18 protein-coding genes and 1 tRNA gene are annotated in these 21,118 nt (G+C 70.9%); 9 read left to right on the top strand and 10 right to left on the bottom strand.

All coding sequences use genetic code 11. The features are described from left to right. Positions 1 to 51 precede the first annotated feature (51 nt). A complete protein-coding gene (locus tag K3N28_RS16110) occupies positions 52 to 1,272 on the bottom strand; it encodes a glycoside hydrolase family 27 protein (RefSeq protein ID WP_228093945.1) in 1,221 nt (406 codons plus the stop codon). A 265-nt stretch (positions 1,273 to 1,537) separates the two neighbouring features. Between K3N28_RS16110 and K3N28_RS16105 the strand changes: the two genes are divergently transcribed. After that, positions 1,538 to 1,611: transfer RNA gene (locus K3N28_RS16105), tRNA-Phe, on the top strand. Between the two features lie 1,015 nt (positions 1,612 to 2,626). On the opposite strand, the gene sigJ is transcribed toward K3N28_RS16105, so the two are convergent. Both sigJ and K3N28_RS16095 read right to left on the bottom strand, forming a co-directional pair. Beyond that, the gene (sigJ, locus tag K3N28_RS16100; protein ID WP_228093569.1) at positions 2,627 to 3,562 is read right to left on the bottom strand and encodes an RNA polymerase sigma factor SigJ; all 936 of its coding nucleotides are present in this window, start codon (positions 3,560 to 3,562) and stop codon (positions 2,627 to 2,629) included. 10 nt (positions 3,563 to 3,572) lie between these two features. Next, a complete protein-coding gene (locus K3N28_RS16095) occupies positions 3,573 to 4,763 on the bottom strand; it encodes an NAD(P)/FAD-dependent oxidoreductase (RefSeq protein ID WP_228093568.1) in 1,191 nt (396 codons plus the stop codon). A 361-nt stretch (positions 4,764 to 5,124) separates the two neighbouring features. Between K3N28_RS16095 and K3N28_RS16090 the strand changes: the two genes are divergently transcribed. Together K3N28_RS16090 and K3N28_RS16085 are read left to right on the top strand one after the other, a co-directional pair. After that, positions 5,125 to 5,715: a hypothetical protein gene (locus tag K3N28_RS16090; protein WP_228093567.1), complete on the top strand. Its 591-nt coding sequence runs from the start codon at positions 5,125 to 5,127 to the stop codon at positions 5,713 to 5,715. A gap of 66 nt (positions 5,716 to 5,781) precedes the next feature. Then, positions 5,782 to 7,788: a serine/threonine-protein kinase gene (locus K3N28_RS16085; protein WP_228093566.1), complete on the top strand. Its 2,007-nt coding sequence runs from the start codon at positions 5,782 to 5,784 to the stop codon at positions 7,786 to 7,788. 330 nt (positions 7,789 to 8,118) lie between these two features. On the opposite strand, the gene K3N28_RS16080 is transcribed toward K3N28_RS16085, so the two are convergent. Together K3N28_RS16080 and K3N28_RS16075 are read right to left on the bottom strand one after the other, a co-directional pair. After that, complete coding sequence (locus tag K3N28_RS16080; RefSeq protein ID WP_228093565.1) at positions 8,119 to 8,985, bottom strand: haloalkane dehalogenase; 867 nt, start codon at positions 8,983 to 8,985, stop codon at positions 8,119 to 8,121. Then, complete coding sequence (locus tag K3N28_RS16075) at positions 8,982 to 9,446, bottom strand: nuclear transport factor 2 family protein (protein WP_228093564.1); 465 nt, start codon at positions 9,444 to 9,446, stop codon at positions 8,982 to 8,984. The genes K3N28_RS16080 and K3N28_RS16075 overlap by 4 nt, the downstream gene beginning before the upstream one ends. 93 nt (positions 9,447 to 9,539) lie before the next feature. Here K3N28_RS16075 and K3N28_RS16070 point away from each other — a divergent pair, with 93 nt between their 5' ends. Beyond that, positions 9,540 to 10,031: a MarR family winged helix-turn-helix transcriptional regulator gene (locus tag K3N28_RS16070; RefSeq protein WP_228093563.1), complete on the top strand. Its 492-nt coding sequence runs from the start codon at positions 9,540 to 9,542 to the stop codon at positions 10,029 to 10,031. Between the two features lie 39 nt (positions 10,032 to 10,070). Here K3N28_RS16070 and K3N28_RS16065 read toward each other — a convergent pair whose 3' ends face one another. Together K3N28_RS16065 and K3N28_RS16060 are read right to left on the bottom strand one after the other, a co-directional pair. Continuing rightward, complete coding sequence (locus tag K3N28_RS16065; RefSeq protein ID WP_228093562.1) at positions 10,071 to 11,450, bottom strand: aldehyde dehydrogenase family protein; 1,380 nt, start codon at positions 11,448 to 11,450, stop codon at positions 10,071 to 10,073. Between the two features lie 281 nt (positions 11,451 to 11,731). Further along, positions 11,732 to 12,523 (bottom strand): TSUP family transporter, encoded by a 792-nt coding sequence (locus K3N28_RS16060; protein WP_228093561.1) that lies wholly within the window; start codon positions 12,521 to 12,523, stop codon positions 11,732 to 11,734. Positions 12,524 to 12,612: 89 nt separating this feature from the next. On the opposite strand from K3N28_RS16060, the gene K3N28_RS16055 reads away from it, so the two are divergent. Continuing rightward, positions 12,613 to 13,212, top strand: coding sequence for a helix-turn-helix domain-containing protein (locus K3N28_RS16055; RefSeq protein WP_228093560.1), 600 nt, complete (start codon positions 12,613 to 12,615; stop codon positions 13,210 to 13,212). Between the two features lie 263 nt (positions 13,213 to 13,475). Here K3N28_RS16055 and K3N28_RS16050 read toward each other — a convergent pair whose 3' ends face one another. Continuing rightward, a complete protein-coding gene (locus tag K3N28_RS16050) occupies positions 13,476 to 14,945 on the bottom strand; it encodes a catalase (RefSeq protein ID WP_228093559.1) in 1,470 nt (489 codons plus the stop codon). Positions 14,946 to 15,139: 194 nt separating this feature from the next. On the opposite strand from K3N28_RS16050, the gene K3N28_RS16045 reads away from it, so the two are divergent. The 4 genes from K3N28_RS16045 (at position 15,140) to K3N28_RS16030 (ending at position 19,169) form a co-directional block, all read left to right on the top strand. After that, a complete protein-coding gene (locus K3N28_RS16045) occupies positions 15,140 to 15,559 on the top strand; it encodes a Fur family transcriptional regulator (RefSeq protein ID WP_228093558.1) in 420 nt (139 codons plus the stop codon). Positions 15,560 to 15,777: 218 nt separating this feature from the next. Further along, positions 15,778 to 17,244 carry a sodium:alanine symporter family protein gene (locus tag K3N28_RS16040; RefSeq protein WP_228093557.1) on the top strand — a complete coding sequence of 489 codons (1,467 nt, stop codon included), beginning with the start codon at positions 15,778 to 15,780 and terminating at the stop codon, positions 17,242 to 17,244. 44 nt (positions 17,245 to 17,288) lie between these two features. Next, on the top strand, positions 17,289 to 18,746 hold the full coding sequence (gene nhaA, locus K3N28_RS16035; protein WP_228093556.1) for a Na+/H+ antiporter NhaA: 1,458 nt from the start codon (positions 17,289 to 17,291) through the stop codon (positions 18,744 to 18,746). Positions 18,747 to 18,779: 33 nt separating this feature from the next. Next, positions 18,780 to 19,169, top strand: a complete 390-nt coding sequence (locus K3N28_RS16030) for a DUF3151 domain-containing protein (RefSeq protein WP_228093555.1) — start codon at positions 18,780 to 18,782, stop codon at positions 19,167 to 19,169. 75 nt (positions 19,170 to 19,244) lie between these two features. Here the strand turns inward: K3N28_RS16030 and K3N28_RS16025 are convergent, their stop codons facing one another. Further along, the gene (locus K3N28_RS16025; RefSeq protein WP_228093554.1) at positions 19,245 to 19,736 is read right to left on the bottom strand and encodes a Rieske (2Fe-2S) protein; all 492 of its coding nucleotides are present in this window, start codon (positions 19,734 to 19,736) and stop codon (positions 19,245 to 19,247) included. 243 nt (positions 19,737 to 19,979) lie between these two features. Beyond that, positions 19,980 to 21,107 (bottom strand): acyl-CoA dehydrogenase family protein, encoded by a 1,128-nt coding sequence (locus K3N28_RS16020; RefSeq protein ID WP_228093553.1) that lies wholly within the window; start codon positions 21,105 to 21,107, stop codon positions 19,980 to 19,982. Positions 21,108 to 21,118 lie beyond the last annotated feature (11 nt).

Genomic DNA, 21,118 nt, shown 5'->3' with positions numbered 1-21,118 from the left:
CGCCCGCATCGCAGCATCCCGGCCCTCGGCCGGCTTTCGGCATGTACCCCCTCAGGAAAGACGGAACAGCGCCGAACTGTGCGGCTGAAGCTTCACCCGAAGCAGATCCTCCGGCGTGACATCCGAGCGGTCCCAGCAGTCGCGAAGCCGCTCGGGCCGGTCCACACCGAGCACCGACCAGGGCAGCCGCAGCTCGGCGGCCTCGGCGCTCCGATTGAAGACCGCCGCGAAGGCGCCGTCCTCCGAGGCCCAGGCCACGTGCCGACCCTCGCGCCAGACTTCCCGGGCTCCGGCGGTATGACGCTGGGCCGCCAGCACTTCGGGGTTGGTGAGCAGTTCGATCGTTTCAGTGCTCGAGCTGGGCAGATCGGCCCCGACCATGAGCGGGGACCTCGCGATGCACCACAAGGTGAGCATCGTGCGCTGCTCGTCGGGCGTCAGAAGGCTCTCCCGAGGCTCGCCGACTTCTGCGCGGATGCCGATGTGCCCCAGTGGGAGCATGTCGGCGTCGGGCCAGTGTCCCGGGCCCCCGAACGGGACCCAGTCGCGCAGCAGGTCGAACTGGACGTCGATGTCGCGCCACCGGTCCCAAAGGTCGGCCGAGATCCGCCACATGTGCGAGTGCTGTTGCAGATGTTCGGCGTGCTCCGTCGACACGCTCATCCCGGGCGAGAGACTGAGCACGATGTCGCGGTCCACGCGCTCGACCGCATGCCAGAACGCTTCGACCTCGTCCTCCCAATACGGGGCGATCATGTCGTCGGCCTTGATGTAGTCCACGCCCCACTCGGCGAATTGGCGCACGAGCGAGTCGTAGTAGGCCTGTCCGCCGGGGTGGGAGTGGTCGATGCCCCAGTTGTCGTCGATCCACGAGGAGAGCCGCTCCCGGTCGGGGATCTGTGCCGCCGAGTACTCGCTGCCCTGGATCGGGGTGTCCGCCGCGACCGCTTGGCGCGGCACGCCCCGAAGGATGTGGAGGCCGAACTTCAGGCCCAGGGAGTGCACATAGTCGGCCAGCGGCTTGAAGCCCGCGCCGCCCGCCGCGGAGGGGAAGCGGTTCGGGGCCGGTTGGGGCCGGCCGTATTCGTCGAGGGCCAGCTTGGCTCCGGTGTTGTAGCCGCCCGCGCGGGCCGCGGGGTCGTACCACTGGATGTCGACGACGACGTACTCCCAGCCGTATTCGGCCATGTGCTCGGCGATGAAGTCCGCGTTCGCCCGCGTCTCGGCCTCGGTCACCGAAGTGCCGAACACATCCCATGAATTCCAGCCCATGGGGGGCCTGGCAGCGAGTCGGGTCACAGAAACCTCCTCGGGGGTTGAGTGCCCTGTACGCTACCCGCGCTTGCCGACGCCCGGGACCGGCCCTCTGAATGCGATTGCGGCTCTTGGGTTCGTCCTTGCTGCGCTCGTGAAGTGCCGCCGAGGGCCTGCGTGGCGGGCGGCAGGGGTCGGCGTCACGTTCGTAGGAATACCGCATGGAGCGGGCGTCGGGGGTCCTGTACAGTGTTCACTGCGATGCGGGCACGATGCGCATCTCGGCCAGGTAGCTCAGTTGGTACGAGCGTCCGCCTGAAAAGCGGAAGGTCGCCGGTTCGACCCCGGCCCTGGCCACCTTCATAGCCTGTAAAAAATCCCCGTCTGTCAGCACAAACGCTGGAAGGCGGGGATGTTTCTCGTTCGGCCGTGACCGACTGGATTCGGTGCCGATTGACTCGGCTCCGGTCCTGTAGTGGTCCGGGCGTCTCCGAGTACGGTAATGAAACGGTCAAGTCAGTCGTTTCAAGGATGAAGGCGTCGCCTCCGGAAGGATGGTGTTTCGTCCTGGGGTTGAGGCCGCATCACCTCCGGCTCGGGAGCGCGGGAGGACGTGGCCGGTGGCGTCTCCGCTCGGGTGCAGGCGCGTCCGCGCCATCGAGGTGAAATTCCGGATTCTCGGGCGTGAACGCGCGGCTGCGGGGATGCCCGGAATGATCTGGAGTCGGCTGAGCGCGGCGGCGTGGCCGCAACGCCATCCGAGTCGGGCCATGGGCGAGTTCACGTCCGCGCCGGCGGACCGGGCGGTCTCCTGTCCGGCTCGGTGGTGATCCTTGGGTGAACGTGCGGGGGAGTGGCCCGGGTTACTTCGCGGCCGGTTCTCGCGGTGGCAGGGCGGGGAGTTCGGGGTCGGCGGTGTCGAGGGGGACAGCATGCGGGCGGCGTGGAATCCGGCGAAACCGGCTCCGATGACGACGACGCGGGGTTGGCGCACGATGGGGCTCCTACTGGTGAAGGTAGTTGGATCACAGTGGACGGTGGAGGTCGGCGGTCCGGTGTGCCCGCATTGGCTCCATCTTGGCGGCGGCGCCAGGGCGGTCGCCTCCCTCGCGCGGGGGAGGGGCCTCCCCTGCGCGGGTAGAAGTCGCGAGTCCTTTATGGGTTCGCTCGGCCGGTCTCCTCGAGCGAGGCCCGTTCCCACTGCCTCGTGAGGGCCGGGTGGACGATGAGGTACCGGGACGGCGGGAACGGTTGCGGCATCGCTCGTGCAGGCTCCTGAAGGCAAGGGGCGAGGCGGTGCCGCGGCGGACGCCGGTCGGGGGGGGGGCCGGTCGTGGGTGCGGCCGTTCGTGGGTGCTCGATGGAGCGTCGGTCACCAGGATTCGATGATCGGGGCGTCGTGGTCGCGCCGACGCCACTCCTCGGTGAGGCGGCCGAGGCGCTTCGGCGACGCCATGCCGCGCACGCTGGCGACCTTGCCGTCGCGGACTTCGAGGACCGCGGTCCCGACGACTTGATCGTCGAGCACGGCGAGCACCGCGGGGCAGCCGTTGACGACGCCGGCGTGGATCGACGGCGTGCCGCCGGCCAGTTTCCGCTTCGCCGGGGTCGGTTTGAACGCGGCGCGTACGGCCGCGGCGATCCGCTCGGGCGCCGACAGCCGGATCAGGTGCTCGACCAGTCCGGCGCCGTCCGAGATCGCGGTCGCGTCGCTGGTGAGCAGGGCCACGAGCCGTTCGGTGCGGCCTGAGGCGGCGGCCTCGACGAACGCCTCCACGATCGCCCGCGCGGCCTTGTCGTCGATCTCGTTGACGTTGCGGGCGGCGGCCACATGCCGCCGCGCCCGGTGGGCGTGCTGCTGGCTCGCCGCTTCGCTGATGTCGAGGATCTCGGCGATCTCGGCGTGGCTGTGGGAGAACGCCTCCCGCAGGACGTAGACGGCCCGTTCGATCGGCGGCAGCCGCTCCAGGAGCGTCAGCACGGCGAGCGTCACCGATTCGCGTTGTTCCGCGGTCTCGGCGGGGCCCAGCATCGGGTCGCCGTCGAGCAGCGGCTCGGGCAGCCAGGTGCCGACCGTGCGCTCGCGCCGCACCTTCGCCGAACGGAGCCGGTCCAGCGCCAGGTTCGTGACGACCTTCGTCAGCCACGCCTCCGGCACCTCGACCCGCTCCCGGTCGGCGGCCTGCCAGCGCAGGAACGCGTCTTGGACGACGTCCTCGGCGTCGGCCGCCGAGCCGAGCAGGCGGTACGCCAGCGAGGCCAACCGGGACCGGTCGGCCTCGAAGCGCTCCAAGGCGGCGGCGTCCATGAGGGCCACTCTAGGCGTTGACCGCCTTCCGGGTGTGGTCGGCGGCGGTCGCCACGCGGCGCCTGCGGGCCGGCATGCCGAACGTCGGGTGGCCCATGCTCCAGGCGGACGTCCTCAGGATGGCGCCCTTGACGCGGGCGGCCGGAGGGCCGAGCAGGGCCCCGGGCTTCGACCGCGCGTCGCCGTCGACCAGTTGGAAGATCGCGTCGTTCCGTCCGAGGCTGATGTGGTTGCCGACGTACGAGAGGCCGGTCTGCTTGGGCGAGCGGCCGGTGAGGTCGCCGATGACCGAGGCGACCGCCTGCATCGAGGTGGCCCCCGCTGAGGCGCACGACATCGGCAGCGGCTTCCCGTTCTCGCCGACGACGAACGCGGCGTCGCCGACGGCGTAGACCTCCGGGTGGGAGACCGAGCGCATCCGGCGGTCGACGGTGACCTGGCCGTTGGGTTCGACCGCGAGGCCGCTGGCGGCGGCGATCGGGTGGACGGCGAAGCCGGCCGCCCACACGGTGGCGTCGGCGGTGAAGGCGGTGCCGTTCTCGGCGATCGCGCCGTTCGCGGCGACCTCGGTGACGGCGGCGTGCTCGTGGATCGCGATGCCGAACCGGTCGAAGGCCTGCCGGAGGTGGCGTCGGGCCTTGGGGCCGAGCCAGCCGCCGAGCTCGCCTCGGGTGGCGAGGGCGACCTGGAGTCCGGGCCGGGATTCGGCGAGCTCGGTGGCGGCCTCGATCGCGGTCAGGTTGCCGCCGACGACCAGGACCTTCCCGGTGCCGCCCAGCGCGTCGAGATGCTCGCGCAGGCGCATCGCCGCGGGCCGGGTGGTGACGTGGTGGGCGTGTTCGACCACGCCGGGCGCCCCGTGGTCGTCGACCGCGCTGCCGAGCGCGTAGACGAGCGTGTCGTACTCGAGCCGGTCGACGCCCCCGCCGCCGGTCGCGGTGACCGTGCGGTGGTCCGGGTCGACCATGTCGACGCGCGCGACCCGCAGTTGGACGCCGGCGCCGGCGAACATGTCCGCGAGCGGGCGGCGGCGCAGTTCCTGTCCGGCGGCGACCTGGTGGAGCCGGAGCCGTTCGACGAAGTCGGGTTCGGCGTTGACGACGGTGATCTGGACGTCGTCGGGGTGCAGGTGGCGGGCGAGGTATCCGGCGGTGTAGCCGCCCGCGTATCCGGCGCCGAGGACGGTGATGCGGTGCTTCATGATCGCGTGCCTCTCTGGTTCGATGGCGCCCTTTGAACGGGACGGCTCCCGGTTCCATGACAGGACCCGCCTATGTTCTGGGTCACGGCGCGAGGGCGGTCCGGGGGTGGGCATGACTGCTTCGAGGTGCGGATCGCAGCAGGCTGAACGGTGTCAGGAACCCGCGGCCCCGCCGCCGACGATGGAGGAGCCCCATGCGCCGCAAGACGATCAGCGCCCCCGCACTCACCAGGCGCTTCATGGTCGGCGGTGCGGCGGCGGCCCTCGTCGCCGCCGAGGCCCCGCGCGCGCCGCGCCGGCCGCTCAAGGCCTCCCCCAGTACGCGATCGAGCGGCTCGCCGAGTCGTACGGCGAAGCGGCCGTGCGCTTCCCGAACGACCCGTTCCCCGCCGTGATCGTCGACGAGGACCAGGCCCGCGCCCTCGAACGGCGCCTGCACCGCGCCGTCGGCCCCGACGCGATCCCCTTCGGCGGCGAGGGCTTCGCGCTGTTCCTCGACCACGTCCCCGGCACCTGGACCTCCCTCGGCGTCCGCGAGCCCGGAGCCGACATCACCACCGCCTACCCGCACTGCGGGGCCTTCGAACCCGACGAGGACGCCATTGGTCTCGGCGTCCGCGCCATGGCCGGCTGGCTCGCCGAACGCGCCCGCTGCCAGCGGCACGACTTCCCGGTGACGGCGCCGACCGAGGCGATCCCGTCGGGGATCAGGGCGGTGACGAACCGCAGCCCTCCGGCGCGGCTCCGCGCGGACGGCGAGCTCGGACCGTACGGCGGCACCCGAGCCGCCGCGGGCGCACCGGTGGCGGCGGAGACCGCCCCCGCCGCCCGGCGCTCCTCGGACGGACCCGAAGCGCCGGACCCGCGTGAGCCCGCGCCGGCGGCGCCGCTCGGACCGCCGACGGCGAAGCGGGCGATGACCCGGTCGGGACGGCGGTGCCGCCGATCATGACGGAGTTGTGACGGCGGGCCCTACTGTCGCGTCGCATTGGATCCACCCGACACCGGGAGCCGCCGCATGAAGCCGCTTCGCGACGACGAGCCGCGCCAGATCGGGCCCTACCGGGTCCTCGCCGAACTGGGCGAGGGCGGGATGGGCCGCGTCCTCCTCGCCGCCGCCGACGACGGGCGACTCGTCGCACTCAAGGTCATGCGCGCCCACCTGCTCCACGACGACCGGTTCCGCTTCCGGTTCCGCCGCGAGGTGCTCACCTCCCGCGAGGTCGCCGCCAGCCCCTGGACCGCGGCCGTGGTCGCCTCCGACGAGCACGCCCCCGAGCCGTGGCTCGCCTCCGAGTTCTTCCACGGCCCCACCCTCGCCGAGGCCGTCGACGCGAACGGCCCCTTGGACGAGGCCGCCGCACGCCGCCTCATGCACGGCCTCGTCGCCGCACTGGCGGAGATCCACGGGTACGGCGTCGTCCACCGCGACCTCAAACCGTCCAATGTGATCCTCACCGAGGACGGGGTGCGGGTCATCGACTTCGGGATCGCCCGCGTCCCCGGCGCGAGCGGCAGCGCCACCACCGTCACCGAGACCGGCGCTCTCATCGGCGCGCCCGCGTTCATGTCCCCCGAGCAGATCACCAAGCGCCCGCTCGGGCCGGCCACCGACCTGTTCTCCCTGGGCACCACCGTGATCACCGCGGCCACCGGCGCGAACCCCTTCGAGGCCGACACGCTCTTCGCGATCATGAGCGGCGTCGTCCACCGCGACCCGGACCTCAGCGGCCTCCCGGAAGGCCTGCGCGCGCTCGTCGGGCCGTGCATGCGCAAAGACCCCGAGGAACGCGTCACCGCCCCCGAGCTCCTCGCCCGCGTCGGCGAACCGCTCGCGGGCCCGTGGCCGCCCGGTGTCGCCGCCCTGGACGAACGCCGGCGCGCCGAGGTCGCCGACCTCGCGCGGCGGCACGGATGGGACACCCGGGTGCGGCCCGACCGGACCGCGTTCATGTTCGGGCCCGGCTTCGTCGCCGCCGAGGAGGTCACCGGCGCGGACGCGACCACCTTCGCGTACGGGCCGACCCCGCCGCCCGGCTCGTACAGCACCACCCCGCCCGGCGGCTCGGACCCGTCCTCGCCCGCGCCGCCGGGTGGACCGGGCGTCGCCCCCGGCGGCCCGCCGCCTCCGGCGCCGAAGCCCGACCGGTCGGCGCTCTACAAGGCGCTCGCCACGATCGCCGCGGTCGTCCTCGCCGGCATCGTCATCCTGCCCGGTCTGGACGGCGGCGGCGGCGACCCGACGATCGGCTCGGACGGCGAGACCCCTGCGTACGACACCGAATCGGAGGACGCCTACGACGCGGACGCCGACTGGGCCGACGACCCGACCGGGGCGCCCGCCGACCCGGTCGACGACGCGGCGGTCGGCGACTGCTTCTGGGACTACGGCGACGAGGACACCGCCGACCTCGAACCGTCCTCGTGCGAAGACGGCTCCTTCGAGGTCGTGGAGGTCTTCCACGGCACCACCGACCTCGACTCGTGCGACGGCGTCGACGACGTGAGCACCAGCGTCTCCTCGTCCTCGGGCGACCTGGTGCTGTGCCTGAGCTACCTGCACACCCACGGCGAGATCTACCACGCCGACGTCGGCGAGTGCGTCTACGGGCGGCCGGACGGGGACGCGTGGTACTTCATCGACTGCCGGACCGGCGCGTTCGAGGTGCTCGAACGCCTGGAGGGCGAGTCCGACGCCGAGGCGTGCGCCGAATCGACGTACTTCAACCACTGGTACGCCTTCACCGCCTCCGAGTCCTACCTGGACGTGGTGCTGTGCCTGTCGATGATCTACCCCGACGACATCGGATACGCCGAGCTGGACAACTGCATGTCGATGACCGGCGACCCCGACGGCGGCGACGCCGACTACGCCTTCAGCGACTGCGACGGCGCGAACGTGTACGTCACCGGCCGCACCGACGAATACGACGCCGGCTGGTGGTGCGGCGACGACGGCTGGAGCACCTGGAGGAGCGACGACTTCCCCGACCACGCCTACACCGTCTGCTGGCGGTACCTCTAGGGCCGCAGCGGGTCTCGGTTCCGTCGACCGCGACCCGGTCGTCGCGTTCGCTCGGGGCCGAAGCCCCGCGGCGACCGCGGCGAACCGGCCCTGCCGCCCGTGGCGGGACCCGGTCGCGTGCCGTGCGACATCGGAATCCTCTATGGACTGAAGGCTGATATTCGTGCCCGTGTTCCGCCTGGGAGCGTTGCGTATTCGTGCTGCCCTGCCCGGATCTAGCGCGCGCAAGTCGTTTGGTACGCTTTCCCCAAGCTTGTCTTCGAGGGGTATGGGCCCTGACCGGTTTCACCACCGGTCAGGGCCCGTTTTTCGTGCCGCCGCGACCGGCGGTCACGGCAGCCGTGCGAGCAGCCCCAGGACCGCTTCGGCGATCGCCTCGGGGGCGTCCTCCGGCGCGTGGTGGCCGACCTCCTCGCCGATGCTCGCCACTTCCAGGCCCGCGACGTGCTCCTTCGCCCACGCGGTCATCGCGGGTGAGCCGAGCGCGTGCGGGCTCCCGGTGAGCAGCAGCTTCGGGACCTCCGGGGTGGCCGCCGCCCACGCGGCGTAAGCCTCGAAGCGCTCGGCCACGGCCGCGGGCTCGAACGGGCCGCCCGCTTCGGCGAGCGGGATCTGCCGGGGCCAGGCCAGCAGCGGGCGACGCGCATCCGGATCGGGGAAGGGCTTGCGGTAGGCCGCCAGGTCCTCGTCCGCGATGCCGGGATTGGTGGCGCGCAGCGCGTGCTCGATGAACCAGTTCTCCGCCAAGGCCATCTGCTCGCCCGCTCCGGGCGTGCGCAGCGTCCGGAAGAACTCGGTCGCCCCGGTCGGGAACTCGGCCCAGGTCATCGGGCGCAGGAACGTCTCCATGAGGACCAGGCCCCGCGCCCGGCCAGGATGCCTTGCGGCCCAGTCCAAGGCGAGTGAGCCGCCCCAGTCGTAGCCGACCAGGACGGGGCGCTCGACCCCGATCGCGGCCAGGAACGCCTCCAGGTACGCGGCCTGGTCGGCGAAGGAGTAGTCGATGTCGGGCTTGCCGGACTCGCCCATCCCGATGAGGTCGGGCGCGACCACCCGCGCGGCGCCGGCGAGGCGCGGGACGACGTGCCGCCAGATGTGCGAGGAGGTCGGGTTGCCGTGCAGGAGCACGACGGTGCCCTCGCCCGCGCCTTCGTCGACATAGGACATGTGGGAGTCGAGCAGGTCGACGCGTTTCATGACGTGGTGCCTTTCGTCCGGGGATTGGGGATCGGGGCCCGTTCGATGCCCTCGGTGAGGGCGACGGGGGTGATGTCGAGGCTCGAGAACCGCCAGCCGCCCTCGGTGCGGCGGGCCGTGTAGCGGGCGATCCCGGCCGCGATCGCCTCGGTCCGCTCGTCCACGACGAAGACGGCGATCTCGTGGGCCCGCACGGCGGCGGTGTCGCCGTCGACCTCGATGACGAGGTTCGACTTGCAGTGCAGGGTCGTCGCGAACTGGTCGTGCCCTTTGCGGACGAGGGCGAGGAGCTCCTCGAAGCCGCGGGCCTGTCCGCGGGGGGAGGCGACGGCGACGTCTTCGGTGAAGATGCGGTCGGTCTCGTCCCACCGGGCCTCGTCGATCCACAGGCTGTGGCGGGCGACGAGGTCGGCGAGTTCGATGCGGTCGGACAGGGCTCGGACGGTCGTCTCGTTGAGCACGGGGCGCTCCTTTATTCGTTAGATCATCTAATGTTTGTTCTCCTAACGACCATACATCGTTAGTGACACTAACGCAAGGGGTAGGCTGTCCGCATGGAATCCAACGCCGAACTGCGGTTCGACACCGCCGGCCGAGGCCCGGACGGAGCGACCCCTGAGCGTCTCAAACGCCAGCTCTCGCGCCTCATGGGCATGACGAGCGCGCAGATCCGCAAGATCGCGAACGAGGCCATGGGCGCGATCGGCGCCAGCAAGGACCACTTCGTGGTGCTCGCCGCGCTCGCCGAGTTCGGCCCCGCGAGCCAGGCGCAGCTGTCCGACCGCACGCGCGTCTACCGCAGCGACCTCGTGGCCGTCCTCAACGAGCTCGCCGACGGCGGCTGGATCCGGCGCGCCCCCGACCCGGCCGACAAACGCCGCAACGTCATCACCATCACCGAAGCGGGCGCGGAGCGGCTCGCCGAACTCGACGCGATCCTCGAGGGCGTCAACGAGCGCGTCATGGCGCCCCTCGGCCCCGGGGAGCGCGAGCAGCTCTTCGCACTGCTCGGCCGGATCAACGCCCACCTCGCGGCGGGCGGCTGAGCCGCCGCCTGGCGGCCGCGGTCCGACGCGCTGCGGGAACTAGCGCAGCCGCCGCAGCACCTGCTCCTTGAACGCCGTGAACGGCGGGTACGCCACCTTCATCGTGTCCGGCGCGAGCGGCTTGTCCAGCACCGACTTCGCGTGGCTGAACGTCTCGATCGACGACTTCCCGTGGTAGGCGCCCATCCCCGAGCGCCCCACGCCGCCGAACGGCAGGCCCGGCACGTCGATGTGCGCCATCGGCGCGTTGAAGCCCACCGCGCCCGACGCGGTGCGCGTCAAGAGCTTCCGCCGCGTCAGGTCCGAGTTCGTGAACGCGTACAGCGCCAAGGGCTTCTCGCCCGCGTTCACGTGCGCGATCGCGTCGTCGAGGGAGTCGACCGCGAGGATCGGCAGGATCGGCCCGAAGACCTCCTCGCCCATCACCGCGTCCTTCGGCGAGACGTCCGCGATCACCGTCGGCGCGATGTAGCGCTCGGCCCGGTTGTGCCCGCCGCCGCACACCAGGCGGCCCTCGGCGAGGAACCGCACGAGCCGGTCGAAGGACCGCTCGTCGATGATCCGCGCGTAGTCCGGGCTGTCGGCCGGCGCGTGCCCGTACATCTCCCGGACCGCCTCGGCCAGGTGCCGCTCCAGCTCCGGGCCCACGCCGTCGACGGCGAGCACGTAGTCGGGGGCGATGCAGGTCTGGCCCGCGTTCATGAACTTCCCCCAGGCGATCCGCCGCGCCGCCACCGCCAGGTCCACGCCCGGCTCCACGATGGCCGGGCTCTTCCCGCCCAGTTCGAGCGTCACCGGCGTCAGGTGCTCGGCCGCCGCCTTCGCGACGATCCGCCCCACCCGCTGCGAACCCGTGAAGAAGATGTGGTCGACCCGCTCGGCCAGCAGCGCCTCGGTCGCCGCGGGCCCGCCCTGCACGACCGCCACCGCGTCCGGGTCGAGGTACTCGCCGATGAGCCGCTCCAGCACGACCGCCGTCGTGTTCGCCGCCTCGCTCGGCTTCACCACGACCGCGTTCCCGCAGGCCAGCGCCCCGGCCAGCGGTGCGAGCAGCAGCTGCACCGGATAGTTGAACGGCCCGATCACCGTGACCACGCCGAGCGGCTCCCGCAGCACGTACGCCTTCGCCGGCTGCAGGTGCGGCGGCGTGTAGACCCGCTTGGGCCGCATCCAGGACCGCAGGTGCTTGCGCAGGGCCCGCACCTCGGCGGCCACGAAGTCGATCTCGCTGAGGAACGACTCCGGTGCGGCCTTGCCCAGGTCCTCGCGAAGGGCGTCCGCGAGTTCGCCGCCGGCCTCCCGCAGCATCAGGTCGAGGCCCTTGAGCTGCTCGAGCCGCCACGGCAGCGGCTTGGTCCGTCCGGTCGCGAAATGGGCGCGGAGGCGCTCCACCGTCGAGGGAATGTCGTTGCCGGTCATGCCCTGAGCCTAGCGGGACGAGCGCCTCCGAGGGAATCCCGCGGCGCGGTCCGGCCCGCCGGTGACGCCGGGGGCGAACGACCGCTCGTGGGGATCGGTGAAGCCGCACCGGGGAGCGGCGGCACTGTGGCCGCGCGTCCCGGGCCGCCGCCAGACGCCACCGGGCCTGGGCGCGACCGCGATCGTGCTGCTCGGCCGCATCCTCGTCGGCGTCCTGGCGATCGTCCCGGGCCGGGCCGTGGGCCTCCGCGCCCTGCCCGCCTGCTCCTCGCCAGCGGTCCTCAGGCCCGCGAGGTGTTCCAGACGTCCCAGCTCAGCCGGGCCAGGAGCGCGAGGACGACGATCACCAGGACGAGCCGGACGAAGCCCGAGCCGCGGGCCATGGCCGTGCGCGCCCCGAACCAGGCCCCGAGCATGCAGCCCAGGCCCATCGTGAGGCCGAGGACCCACCACACGTTGCCCTGGAGCGCGAAGACGACGAGGCTGCCGAGGTTGGTGGCGGCGTTGACGACCTTCGTGTGGGCCGCGGCGGTGATGTAGTCGAAGCCGATGATCGCGGTGAACGCGATCGACAGGAAGATGCCCGTGCCGGGCCCGATCATCCCGTCGTAGAAGGCGACGCCCACGCCCGCGGCGACCATGAGCGCCGCGCCGCGCAGCGGGGTGCGCAGCTTCGGCTGCGGTACGAGCCCGAGCCGCGGCCGGGTGATGACGAGCACCAGGACCGCCAGGAGCACGGCGATGATGATGGGCTTCAAGGCGCTCGCGGCGACCGTGAGCGCCGCGACCGCTCCGGCGCCCGAGCCCAGGAGCGCGAGCCCGACCGTGGGCCACAGCAACCGGTGTTCGAGGGGGATCTTCCGGGCGTACGTGAAAGCCGAGACGGTCGTGCCGCACACCGACGCCATCTTGTTGGTGCCCAGCATCAGCGCCGGCGGCGCTGTGGGAAAGGCCACCAGGAGGGCGGGGAGTTGGACGAGGCCGCCCCCGCCCACGACCGCGTCGATCCAGCCGGCGAAGATCGCCGCGACGATGAGCAGGGCGAACAGGCCGGGGTCGAGGTCGAAGGGCACGACGCCAAATTACTTGCCGCACGGCCAGTGGACACGCCGATGAGGTGAGGAACACGTGTCGGTGCGTAATCGTCTGGTATCAACAGGTCATGGACATGACGAAGCCTATGACCCACTTGGTGAAACGCGGGTACGAGTATACGTTCGACCCCGATGACCAGCAGCGGCGGAACCTGGAGGAGACGCTCGAAGCGGTTCGGGCCGTGTACAACTGGTCGCTGTCGGTGTTCCAGCGCGAGTGGCGCGCGAAGGGGGAGAAGATCTCGTACGCGGAGATCTCCTCGCGTCTGACCAAGTGGAAGAACCAGCCGGCGAACCGGTGGGTCAAGGCCTATTCGTCGGTGCCGTTGCAGCAGATCGCCCGGCAGCTGCACACCGAGTACCACTCGTTCCTCAACGGGCGCAGCCGCGAACCGGTGCCGAAGGAGCACGGGGAGCAGACGCAGCTGGTGTACTCGCGGGCGGGCTACTACTTGAAGGGCCGCGAGGTGAAGCTCGCGAAGCACAAGGCGCCGTTGGACATCCTGTGGGGCCTGGAGCGGCCCAGCCGGGACGACATCACCTCGATCACGGTGATCCGCGAGGGCGAGGACCGCTGGAAGCTGTGGATCGTGGCCGAGGAGTTCGTGGAGGTGCCGCGCCAGAAGCCGCCGGAATGCGGCGAGTGCGGGCGGGTCCTGGAGGAGTAGCGATCCGGGGGCGGCATGGCCGAGAGCGGCCCGGCGGGTTCCCCCGCCGGGCCGCTCTCGTACGCGGAACGCCCGGTCGGGGTGCCCTTCCCAAGGCCCCGACCGGGCGGTCGGACCCGGTCCGGCGCTTCCGACAGGGGGTCGGACCGGGTCGTTGTCGAAAAGTCGCGGGCCTGGCGGCTATTCCCGCCCGCGGCTCTCGGCGTCTTGCCAGCGCAGCGCCGTGACGGCCGCTGCGCTGCCTGCTCCGGAAAGCGGCGGCTTCAGCGTCGCAGTTCCGCGACGGCCACGGCGAGCCGCTTTCCGTAGTTTTCGTCGGCCTTCGCGAAGTTCCCGATGGCGCGCTCGATGATGTCCTCGCGGCTGACCTTGGCGATGAAGCCGGCCAGGTTCGCGATCAGGCGGTCCTTCTCGTCCTCGCTCATGAGGTTGTAGAGCTTCCCGGCCTGCACGAAGTCGTCGTCCTCGGCGTGCTTCGGGGTCTCCCACTCGCCGGTGACGCCGCTGACCTGGACCGGGCCCCATAGGGGCTGGCCGGTCTCGTACGGGCCGCCGAAGGAGTTCGGCTCGTAGTTCTTCTGGCGGCCGTGGCGGCCGTCGTAACCGAGGCCGTCGCGGTTGCCGTTGCGCGCCACGGTGGCGTGCGGGCGGTTGACCGGCAGGTGGTCGGCGTTGATGCCGACGCGGTAGCGGTGCGCGTCGCCGTAGGCGAACAGGCGGCCCTGGAGCATCTTGTCGGGGCTCGGGCCGATGCCCGGCACGAAGTGCGCGGGGGAGAAGATCGACTGCTCGACCTCGGCGAAGACGTTGTCCGGGTTCCGGTTGAGCTCCAGCTTGCCGATGGTGATGCGCGGGTAGTCGCCGTTGAGCCAGACCTTCGTCAGGTCGAACGGGTTGTACCGGTAGGTCGCGGCCTCGGCGGCTGGCATGATCTGCACCTGCACGGTCCAGGACGGGTAGTCGCCGCGCTCGATGGCCTCGCGCAGGTCCCGCTGGTGGGAGTCGGGGTCCTCGCCGGCGATCCGGTTGGCCTCGTCCTGGGTGAGGTTCTTGATGCCCTGGTCGGTCTTGAAGTGGTACTTGACCCAGAACTGCTCGCCGGCCTCGTTGACCCACTGGTAGGTGTGGGAGCCGAAACCGTCCATGTGGCGGTAGGAGGCGGGGATGCCGCGGTCGCCGAACAGCCAGGTCACCTGGTGGACCGACTCGGGCGAGAGGCTCCAGAAGTCCCAGACGTTGTCCGCCTCCTGCGAACCGGTGTACGGGTCGCGCTTCTGGGTGTGGATGAAGTCGGGGAACTTGATCGCGTCCCGGATGAAGAACACCGGGGTGTTGTTGCCGACCAGGTCGTAGTTGCCCTCTTCGGTGTAGAACTTCAGCGCGAAGCCGCGGGGGTCGCGCACCGCGTCGGCGGAGCCGAGGTTGCCGGCCACCGTGGAGAAGCGCAGGAAGGTCTCGGTCTCCTTGCCGACCTGGGACAGGAACTTGGCCTTCGTGTACTTGGTGACGTCGGCGGTCACGGTGAAGGTGCCGTAGGCGCCCGCGCCGCGCGCGTGGACGACGCGCTCGGGGATGCGCTCGCGGTTGAAGTGCGCCAGCTTCTCCAGCAGCACCTGGTCCTGGACGAGCACCGGCCCGCCGACACCGGCGGCCTCGCTCTGGTTGTTGTTGGAGATCGGCGCGCCGGACTCGGTGGTCAGCGGCCCAGCAGTGTTGTCGAACTGCTCGCTCATGGATTGGCCCTCTCTAGCGTTTCACCGGTTCCCGCGGCGCGGCCGCTCGCGGAACCTCGTATGACTTCGCTGGTACTTAGATACGATCCTAGCTTAGACTATGTCTAAACAAAGAACCAGTCCCGAGTAAGTGGTACCACACTGTTTCGCCTGCTAGAGTGGTATTTCACTCCCCGACCGTGTGAGAGAACAGCATGAGCGACCTCGTTACCCGACTACGGCGCCACAACTGGCGCATCACGCCTCAGCGACGCGTCATCGCCGAGACCCTCGAGGGTTCCCACGTGCACTTCACCGCCGACGAGATCCTCGAGCGCGCCTGCGAGCGCATGCCCGAGCTCTCGCGCGCCACGGTCTACAACACCCTCAACGAGATGGTCGCCCTCGGCGAGGTCCTCGAGCTGGCCTTCGACGGGCGCTCGAAGCGCTACGACCCCAACGCCGACCACGCGCACCACCACCTCATCTGCGAGGGCTGCGGCCTCATGAAGGACGTCCACGCCGTCGGCGACCCGATCGAGTGGCTCCCCGGCGACGAGCGCCACGGCTTCGCCGTCACCCGCGCCGCGATCACCTACCGCGGCCGGTGCCCCGACTGCCAGGACGCCGCCTGAGCCGGGCTCGGCCCTTCCCGGCTCTCCGGGCGCCCGGCCCTGTCGCGCGCTAGTCGCGCTTCGGTGACGAAACGGTCACGACTGCCCGCTTCGCTTGCCTTGCCCCGATCCGCTCCGATACCTTCAGCGGGCTGCCTCCGCCCCCAATCCGCAGCGAGCACCCCTTCCGCCCGTTAGGTTCAGGCCACGAGCCTGCACGCCCGATCGAAGGAGCCCGGATGGACGACCTCCTCCAGCAGACGTTGACGGTGAACGACCAGTTCTGGACGTGGGGCATCATCCCCCTGATCGTCCTCACCAGCCTGGTCTACCTCGTCCTCACCCGGGGCGTGCAGTTCCGGCTCCTGGGCCAGATGTTCCGCGGTCTGCGCGAGGACCCCGGCAGCCTGCCCGACGGCACGAAGAACATCTCCGCGTTCCAGGCGTTCGCGATCTCGTCGGCGGCCCGCGTGGGCACCGGCAACATCGTCGGCGTCTCCACGGCCATCGCCCTCGGCGGCCCCGGCGCGGTCTTCTGGATGTGGCTCATGGCCATCGTCGTCGCCGCCACCGCCTTCGCCGAGTCCACCCTGGCGCAGGTCTACAAGGAGCGCACCCCCGAGGGCGGCTTCAAGGGCGGGCCCGCCTACTACATGCGGCACGGCATGGGACTGCCGTGGATGGGCGTCGTCTTCTCGATCATCCTCATCTTCACCTACCCGATCAGCTTCAACATGGTGCAGGCCAACACCTTCACCGGCGCGGTCAACGACTCCCTCGACGGCATGGGCGTCACCACGGGCGACGGCACCTCGATCGTCATCGGCCTCGTCCTGGCGTCCCTCACCGCCGCCGTGATCTTCGGCGGCCTCAAGCGCATCGCCCACTTCACGCAGCTCGCCGTCCCGATCATGGCCCTGGTGTACCTGCTCATCGGCACCGCCATCGTCATCATCAACGCCGGCGAGATCCCCGGCGCGCTCAGCGACATCGTCACCTCGGCGTTCGGCGTCGAGGAGTTCGCCGGCGCCACCATCGGCACCGTCATCCTCATGGGCGTGCGCCGCGGCATGTTCTCCAACGAGGCCGGCATGGGCTCGGCCCCCAACGCCGGCGCCACCGCGTCGGTCACCCACCCGGTCAAGCAGGGCCTCACCCAGGCGTTCGGCGTCTACTTCGACACCCTCTTCATCTGCACGATCTCCGCGTTCATCATCCTCACCACGAACCCGGTGTTCGGCGACGACGAGATCAACCTCGTCACCCGCGGCGTCGACGCCGCCCTCGGCGGCTGGGCCCTGCAGGTCATGGCGCTCATCCTGATGCTGTTCACCTTCACGTCGCTGATCGGCAACTACTACTACGGCGAGTCGAGCATCAAGTACATGTTCGACAAGCCGTATCTGATCTACGTGCTCCGCGCGGTCGTGGTCGGGCTCGCCTTCGTCGGCTCGGTCGCCTCGCTCGGCACCGTCTGGAACTTCGCCGACGTCACCATGGGCCTCATGGCCACCGTCAACCTCATCGCGGTGCTCGCGCTGAGCGGCGTGACCTACAAGGTGCTGCGCGACTACGACGAGCAGCGCCGCGCGGGCCTCGACCCGGTGTTCACGCGCGAGTCCGTCCCCGGCCTCAAGGGCCTGCAGGCGTGGGAGCCCGACCAGGAGACCGACACGGAAACTGTGGCACGGGCATACGAGAAGTGACGACAAAGCGCGCCGCTGTCTGACGCATAGATAGGCTCTCCCGCATGACGCAGTCGAAGGAACCCTGGAAGTCCCCGATCTGGCGCTCAGAGCCCGCGTTCCTCTATTCGCGGCGGCCGCTCGCCCGGTATGTGGGACGCCCCGCCGCGCAGTTCCTCAAGATCGAGCCGGCGGCGGGGGTCGTCCTCGTCATCTGCGCCGTGGTGGCGATGGTGTGGGCCAACTCGCCGTGGGCCGCCTCCTATGAGAGCGTGTGGGGCCTGGACATCACGTTCCAGTTCGGGGACTTCGAGCTCCACCACACGCTCAAGGACTGGATCAACGACGGCCTCATGGCCATCTTCTTCTTCGTCGTGGGCGTGGAGATCAAGAGCGAGATCGTCTCGGGGGAGCTGCGGCGGCTGCGCAACGCCATACCGCCCATCGCGGGCGCCGTCGGCGGGATGCTCATCCCGGCCCTCATCTACACGGCCTTCAACGCCGGCGGCGAGGGCGCCGGCGGCTGGGGCATCCCGATGGCCACGGACATCGCCTTCGCGGTCGGCATCCTCGCGCTGTTCGGCTCCCGCATCCCCTCGGGTGCGCGGATCTTCCTGCTCACCCTCGCGATCGTCGACGACCTCGGCGCGATCGCCGTCATCGCGATCTTCTACACCGCGGACCTCTCGACCACCTGGCTCGCCGCCGCCGGGGCGATCGTCGCGATCGCGATCGTCCTGCGACTGCTCAACGTCTGGTCCGCGCCGGTCTACCTCGTCATCGGCGTGCTCCTGTGGGTCGCCATGCTCGAATCGGGCGTCCACGCCACCGTCGCCGGCGTCATCATGGGCCTCATCATCTCCGCCAAGCCGCTCCTCGACCCGCAGTACGCCCACGAGGAGGCGCAGGAGATGGCCAAGGGCGGCCTCACGGCCGCCGAGACCGAGCGGCTCGTCAAGCTCGCCCGCGACGCCGTGCCCCCGACCGAGCAGCTCCAGGAGCGCAACCACCAGTTCTCCTCGTTCGTGGTGCTCCCGCTGTTCGCCCTGGCCAACGCGGGCGTGGCCCTCACCGGCGACCTGTTCGCCACCGCGCTCACCTCCTCGGTGACGCTCGGCATCGTCCTCGGCCTCGTCGTCGGCAAGGTCGTCGGCATCACCGCCGTCACCTGGCTCGTCGTCAAGCTCGGCTGGGGCCGCCTGCCCAAGGGCACGACCTGGCCGCTCCTGGCCGCGATCGCGCTCGTGGCCGGCATCGGCTTCACCGTCGCCCTGTTCATCACCGAACTGGCCTTCGGCGGCGGCGACGCCGAGCTGCTCACGGACGAGGGCAAGATCGGCGTCCTGTGCGCCTCGTTCCTCGCCGCGGCCGTCGGCGCGCTCGCGGTGCACCTCACGGCCCCGAAGACCCCGCAGGACGAGGACGACGGCGAGGAGGACGACGACGCCGAACCGGCCGTGGAGGACGCCTCGACCACCGGGTTAGGCTTGGCGCTGACGGCTTTCACCGCGACTCGACCCTAGAGTGAGGACAGCGTATTGGCTCCGCAGAATCTCATGTCCCAACCTCCGGCGACGATGCTGCCCGAGGACACCGAGGCCAGGAAGTACCTCGACGAGCACTCGCCCGAGGACACGGTCCGTCACTTCCCGTGGTTCTGCGCCGCCTGGGCCCGGCTGGCGAAGAACGCCCTGGAGTCGGGCGACGACGTCGCCGCGTACGCGTTCGCGCGCACCGGCTACCACCGCGGTCTCGACCAGCTGCGCCGCAGCGGCTGGAAGGGGCACGGCCCGATCCCCTGGGACCACAAGCCGAACCGCGGGTTCCTCAAGTCGCTGCACCAGCTCTCGCGGGCCGCGGCGGCGATCGGGGAGGCCGACGAGGCCGCCCGCTGCGCCCAGTTCCTGCGCGACTCGGACCCGGCCGCGGCCGACGCCCTGACCTGATCCGGACACCGTCCCACGCGAACGACGGCAGCGGCCGAGGAGCCTCCGCTCCTCGGCCGCTGCCGTGTCCTCGACTTACGACAGGAAGATCCGGCCGTCCTCCACCGTGATGTCCACTTCGGCGAGATCGACCTCGGCCGGGCCCTGCTCCAGCGCGCCGTCGATCGTCCAGGTCGACTGGTGGCGAGGGCAGACGATGTTCCCGTCGGCGTCCGGCTCGCTCACGATCGCGCCCTGATGCGGGCAGACCGCCGAGAACGCCAGGAACTCGTCCGCGCTCGGCTGGACGATCACGGTCTCGTCGACGACGATGCCGCCGCCCTCGGGGACGTCGGTCGTCGCCGCGATCGCGGTCCCGCCGCCTTCGGCGCCGCCGCCGGTGGAGGCGTCGGTGCCGCCCGCGGTGGCGTCGGCATCGGATCCGGCGGGGGTCTCGGCGGTGCCGCACGCGGCGAGCGCGCCCGCGGCCCCGAGCCCGGCCAGGCCGCACATCACGCCGCGCCGCGAGGCGGCGCCCTTGACGAGTGCCCGCTCGGCCGGGTCGGTTCCGGTCTTGGTGTCGGTCATCGGTGAGCTCCTTGCGCTTCGGATGCGGCGCCGTCTTCCTCCATGGCGGTGCCTGCGAGCCATGGCAGGGCGGTTGCGGAGCCTGCGGCCGCAACGCTGACGCCGGAGCACCGAGCTTGTCACGCCCGGACACCGAAACTCAAGGGTTTTAGTTGAAGTTTTGATAAAACTGTCAGGGGGCGTCGCCCCTCAAGCGAGCGCACGGCGCCGGCGGCACTGCCGCCCCAGCGCCCGTCCGAGCGGTCACAGCCCCATCGAACGCGCGATGACCATCCGCTGCACCTCGTTCGTGCCCTCGCCGATCTCCAGGATCTTGCAGTCCCGCCACGCCCGCGCCACCGGCGTCTCGTTCATGAACCCGTACCCGCCGAAGATCTGCGTCGCGTCCCGCGCGTTGTCGACCGCCGCCTGGGAGGCGTGCAGCTTCGCCAGCGCCGCATCGGCCCCGAACGGCTCCCCCGCATCGGCCTTCAACGCCGCGTCCTGCCAGGTCAGGCGCGAGGTGTGCGCCCGCAGCTTCATGTCGGCGAGCATGAACGCGATCGACTGGTTCTCGCCGATCGGCCGCCCGAACGCCTCGCGCTCCTTCGCGTGCGCGAGCGCCTCGTCCACGCACCCCTGCGCCGAGCCCGTCGCCAGCGCGGCGATGGCGACGCGGCCGCTGTCGAGCAGTTCGAGGAACTGCACGAACCCGCGCCCGCGCTGGCCGATGAGGTTGGCCTCGGGCACGCGGCAGCCGTCGAAGTACACGGGGCGGGTGTCGGAGGCCCGCCAGCCCACTTTGGAGTACTCGGGGCCGATCTCCAGGCCGGGCGTCCCGGGCTCGACGGCGATGCAGGAGATCTCGCCGGGCCCGGTCTGGGCGGTGGCGACGATGAGGTCGGTCATCGCGGTGCCGGCGTTGGTGATGAAGCACTTGGCGCCGTCGATGACCCATTCGCCGTCTTCGAGGCGGGCCTTGGTGTCGGTGTGCCCGGCGTCGGTGCCGCCGCCGGGCTCGGTGAGCGCGAACGCGCACAGGCCCTCCCCGGCGGCGAGGCGCGGGAGCCAGCGGCGGCGCTGCTCCTCGGTGCCGTAGCGGGCGAGGCCCTCGGCGCCGAGGGTCACGGAGGCCTCGACGGTGACGGCCACGGAGGCGTCCACGCGGGCGATCTCCTCCAGGGCGAGGCCGAGCATGAACAGGCCCATGCCGCTGCCGCCGTACTCCTCGGGGAGCGTGACGCCGAAGACGCCGAGCTTGCCGAGCTCGCGGACGAGGTCGGCGGGGAACTCGCCCCGCTCGTAGTAGTCGCCGATGACCGGTCTGATCTGCTCTTGGGCGAACGCGCGCACGGCGGCGGCGAACTCGGTCTGCTCCAGGTCGAGTCTCATGGCTGCTCCTC

It is taken from the genome of Glycomyces sp. TRM65418, assembly GCF_019710475.1.
Taxonomy (GTDB): Bacteria; Actinomycetota; Actinomycetes; order Mycobacteriales; family Micromonosporaceae; genus Glycomyces.
Note: the sequence above shows the minus strand (reverse complement) of the source record. Positions and strands in the feature narration are given on the sequence as shown.

Bases quoted from the DNA above. Each gene is read 5' to 3' on its own strand.
- K3N28_RS16110 (WP_228093945.1), bottom strand. From the start codon at position 1,272: ATGGGCTGGAATTCATGGGATGTGTTCGGCACTTCGGTGACCGAGGCC.
- sigJ (WP_228093569.1), bottom strand. From the start codon at position 3,562: ATGGACGCCGCCGCCTTGGAGCGCTTCGAGGCCGACCGGTCCCGGTTG.
- K3N28_RS16095 (WP_228093568.1), bottom strand. From the start codon at position 4,763: ATGAAGCACCGCATCACCGTCCTCGGCGCCGGATACGCGGGCGGCTAC.
- K3N28_RS16085 (WP_228093566.1), top strand. From the start codon at position 5,782: ATGAAGCCGCTTCGCGACGACGAGCCGCGCCAGATCGGGCCCTACCGG.
- K3N28_RS16080 (WP_228093565.1), bottom strand. From the start codon at position 8,985: ATGAAACGCGTCGACCTGCTCGACTCCCACATGTCCTATGTCGACGAA.
- K3N28_RS16070 (WP_228093563.1), top strand. From the start codon at position 9,540: ATGGAATCCAACGCCGAACTGCGGTTCGACACCGCCGGCCGAGGCCCG.
- K3N28_RS16065 (WP_228093562.1), bottom strand. From the start codon at position 11,450: ATGACCGGCAACGACATTCCCTCGACGGTGGAGCGCCTCCGCGCCCAT.
- K3N28_RS16055 (WP_228093560.1), top strand. From the start codon at position 12,613: ATGGACATGACGAAGCCTATGACCCACTTGGTGAAACGCGGGTACGAG.
- K3N28_RS16050 (WP_228093559.1), bottom strand. From the start codon at position 14,945: ATGAGCGAGCAGTTCGACAACACTGCTGGGCCGCTGACCACCGAGTCC.
- K3N28_RS16045 (WP_228093558.1), top strand. From the start codon at position 15,140: ATGAGCGACCTCGTTACCCGACTACGGCGCCACAACTGGCGCATCACG.
- K3N28_RS16040 (WP_228093557.1), top strand. From the start codon at position 15,778: ATGGACGACCTCCTCCAGCAGACGTTGACGGTGAACGACCAGTTCTGG.
- nhaA (WP_228093556.1), top strand. From the start codon at position 17,289: ATGACGCAGTCGAAGGAACCCTGGAAGTCCCCGATCTGGCGCTCAGAG.
- K3N28_RS16030 (WP_228093555.1), top strand. From the start codon at position 18,780: ATGTCCCAACCTCCGGCGACGATGCTGCCCGAGGACACCGAGGCCAGG.
- K3N28_RS16025 (WP_228093554.1), bottom strand. From the start codon at position 19,736: ATGACCGACACCAAGACCGGAACCGACCCGGCCGAGCGGGCACTCGTC.
- K3N28_RS16020 (WP_228093553.1), bottom strand. From the start codon at position 21,107: ATGAGACTCGACCTGGAGCAGACCGAGTTCGCCGCCGCCGTGCGCGCG.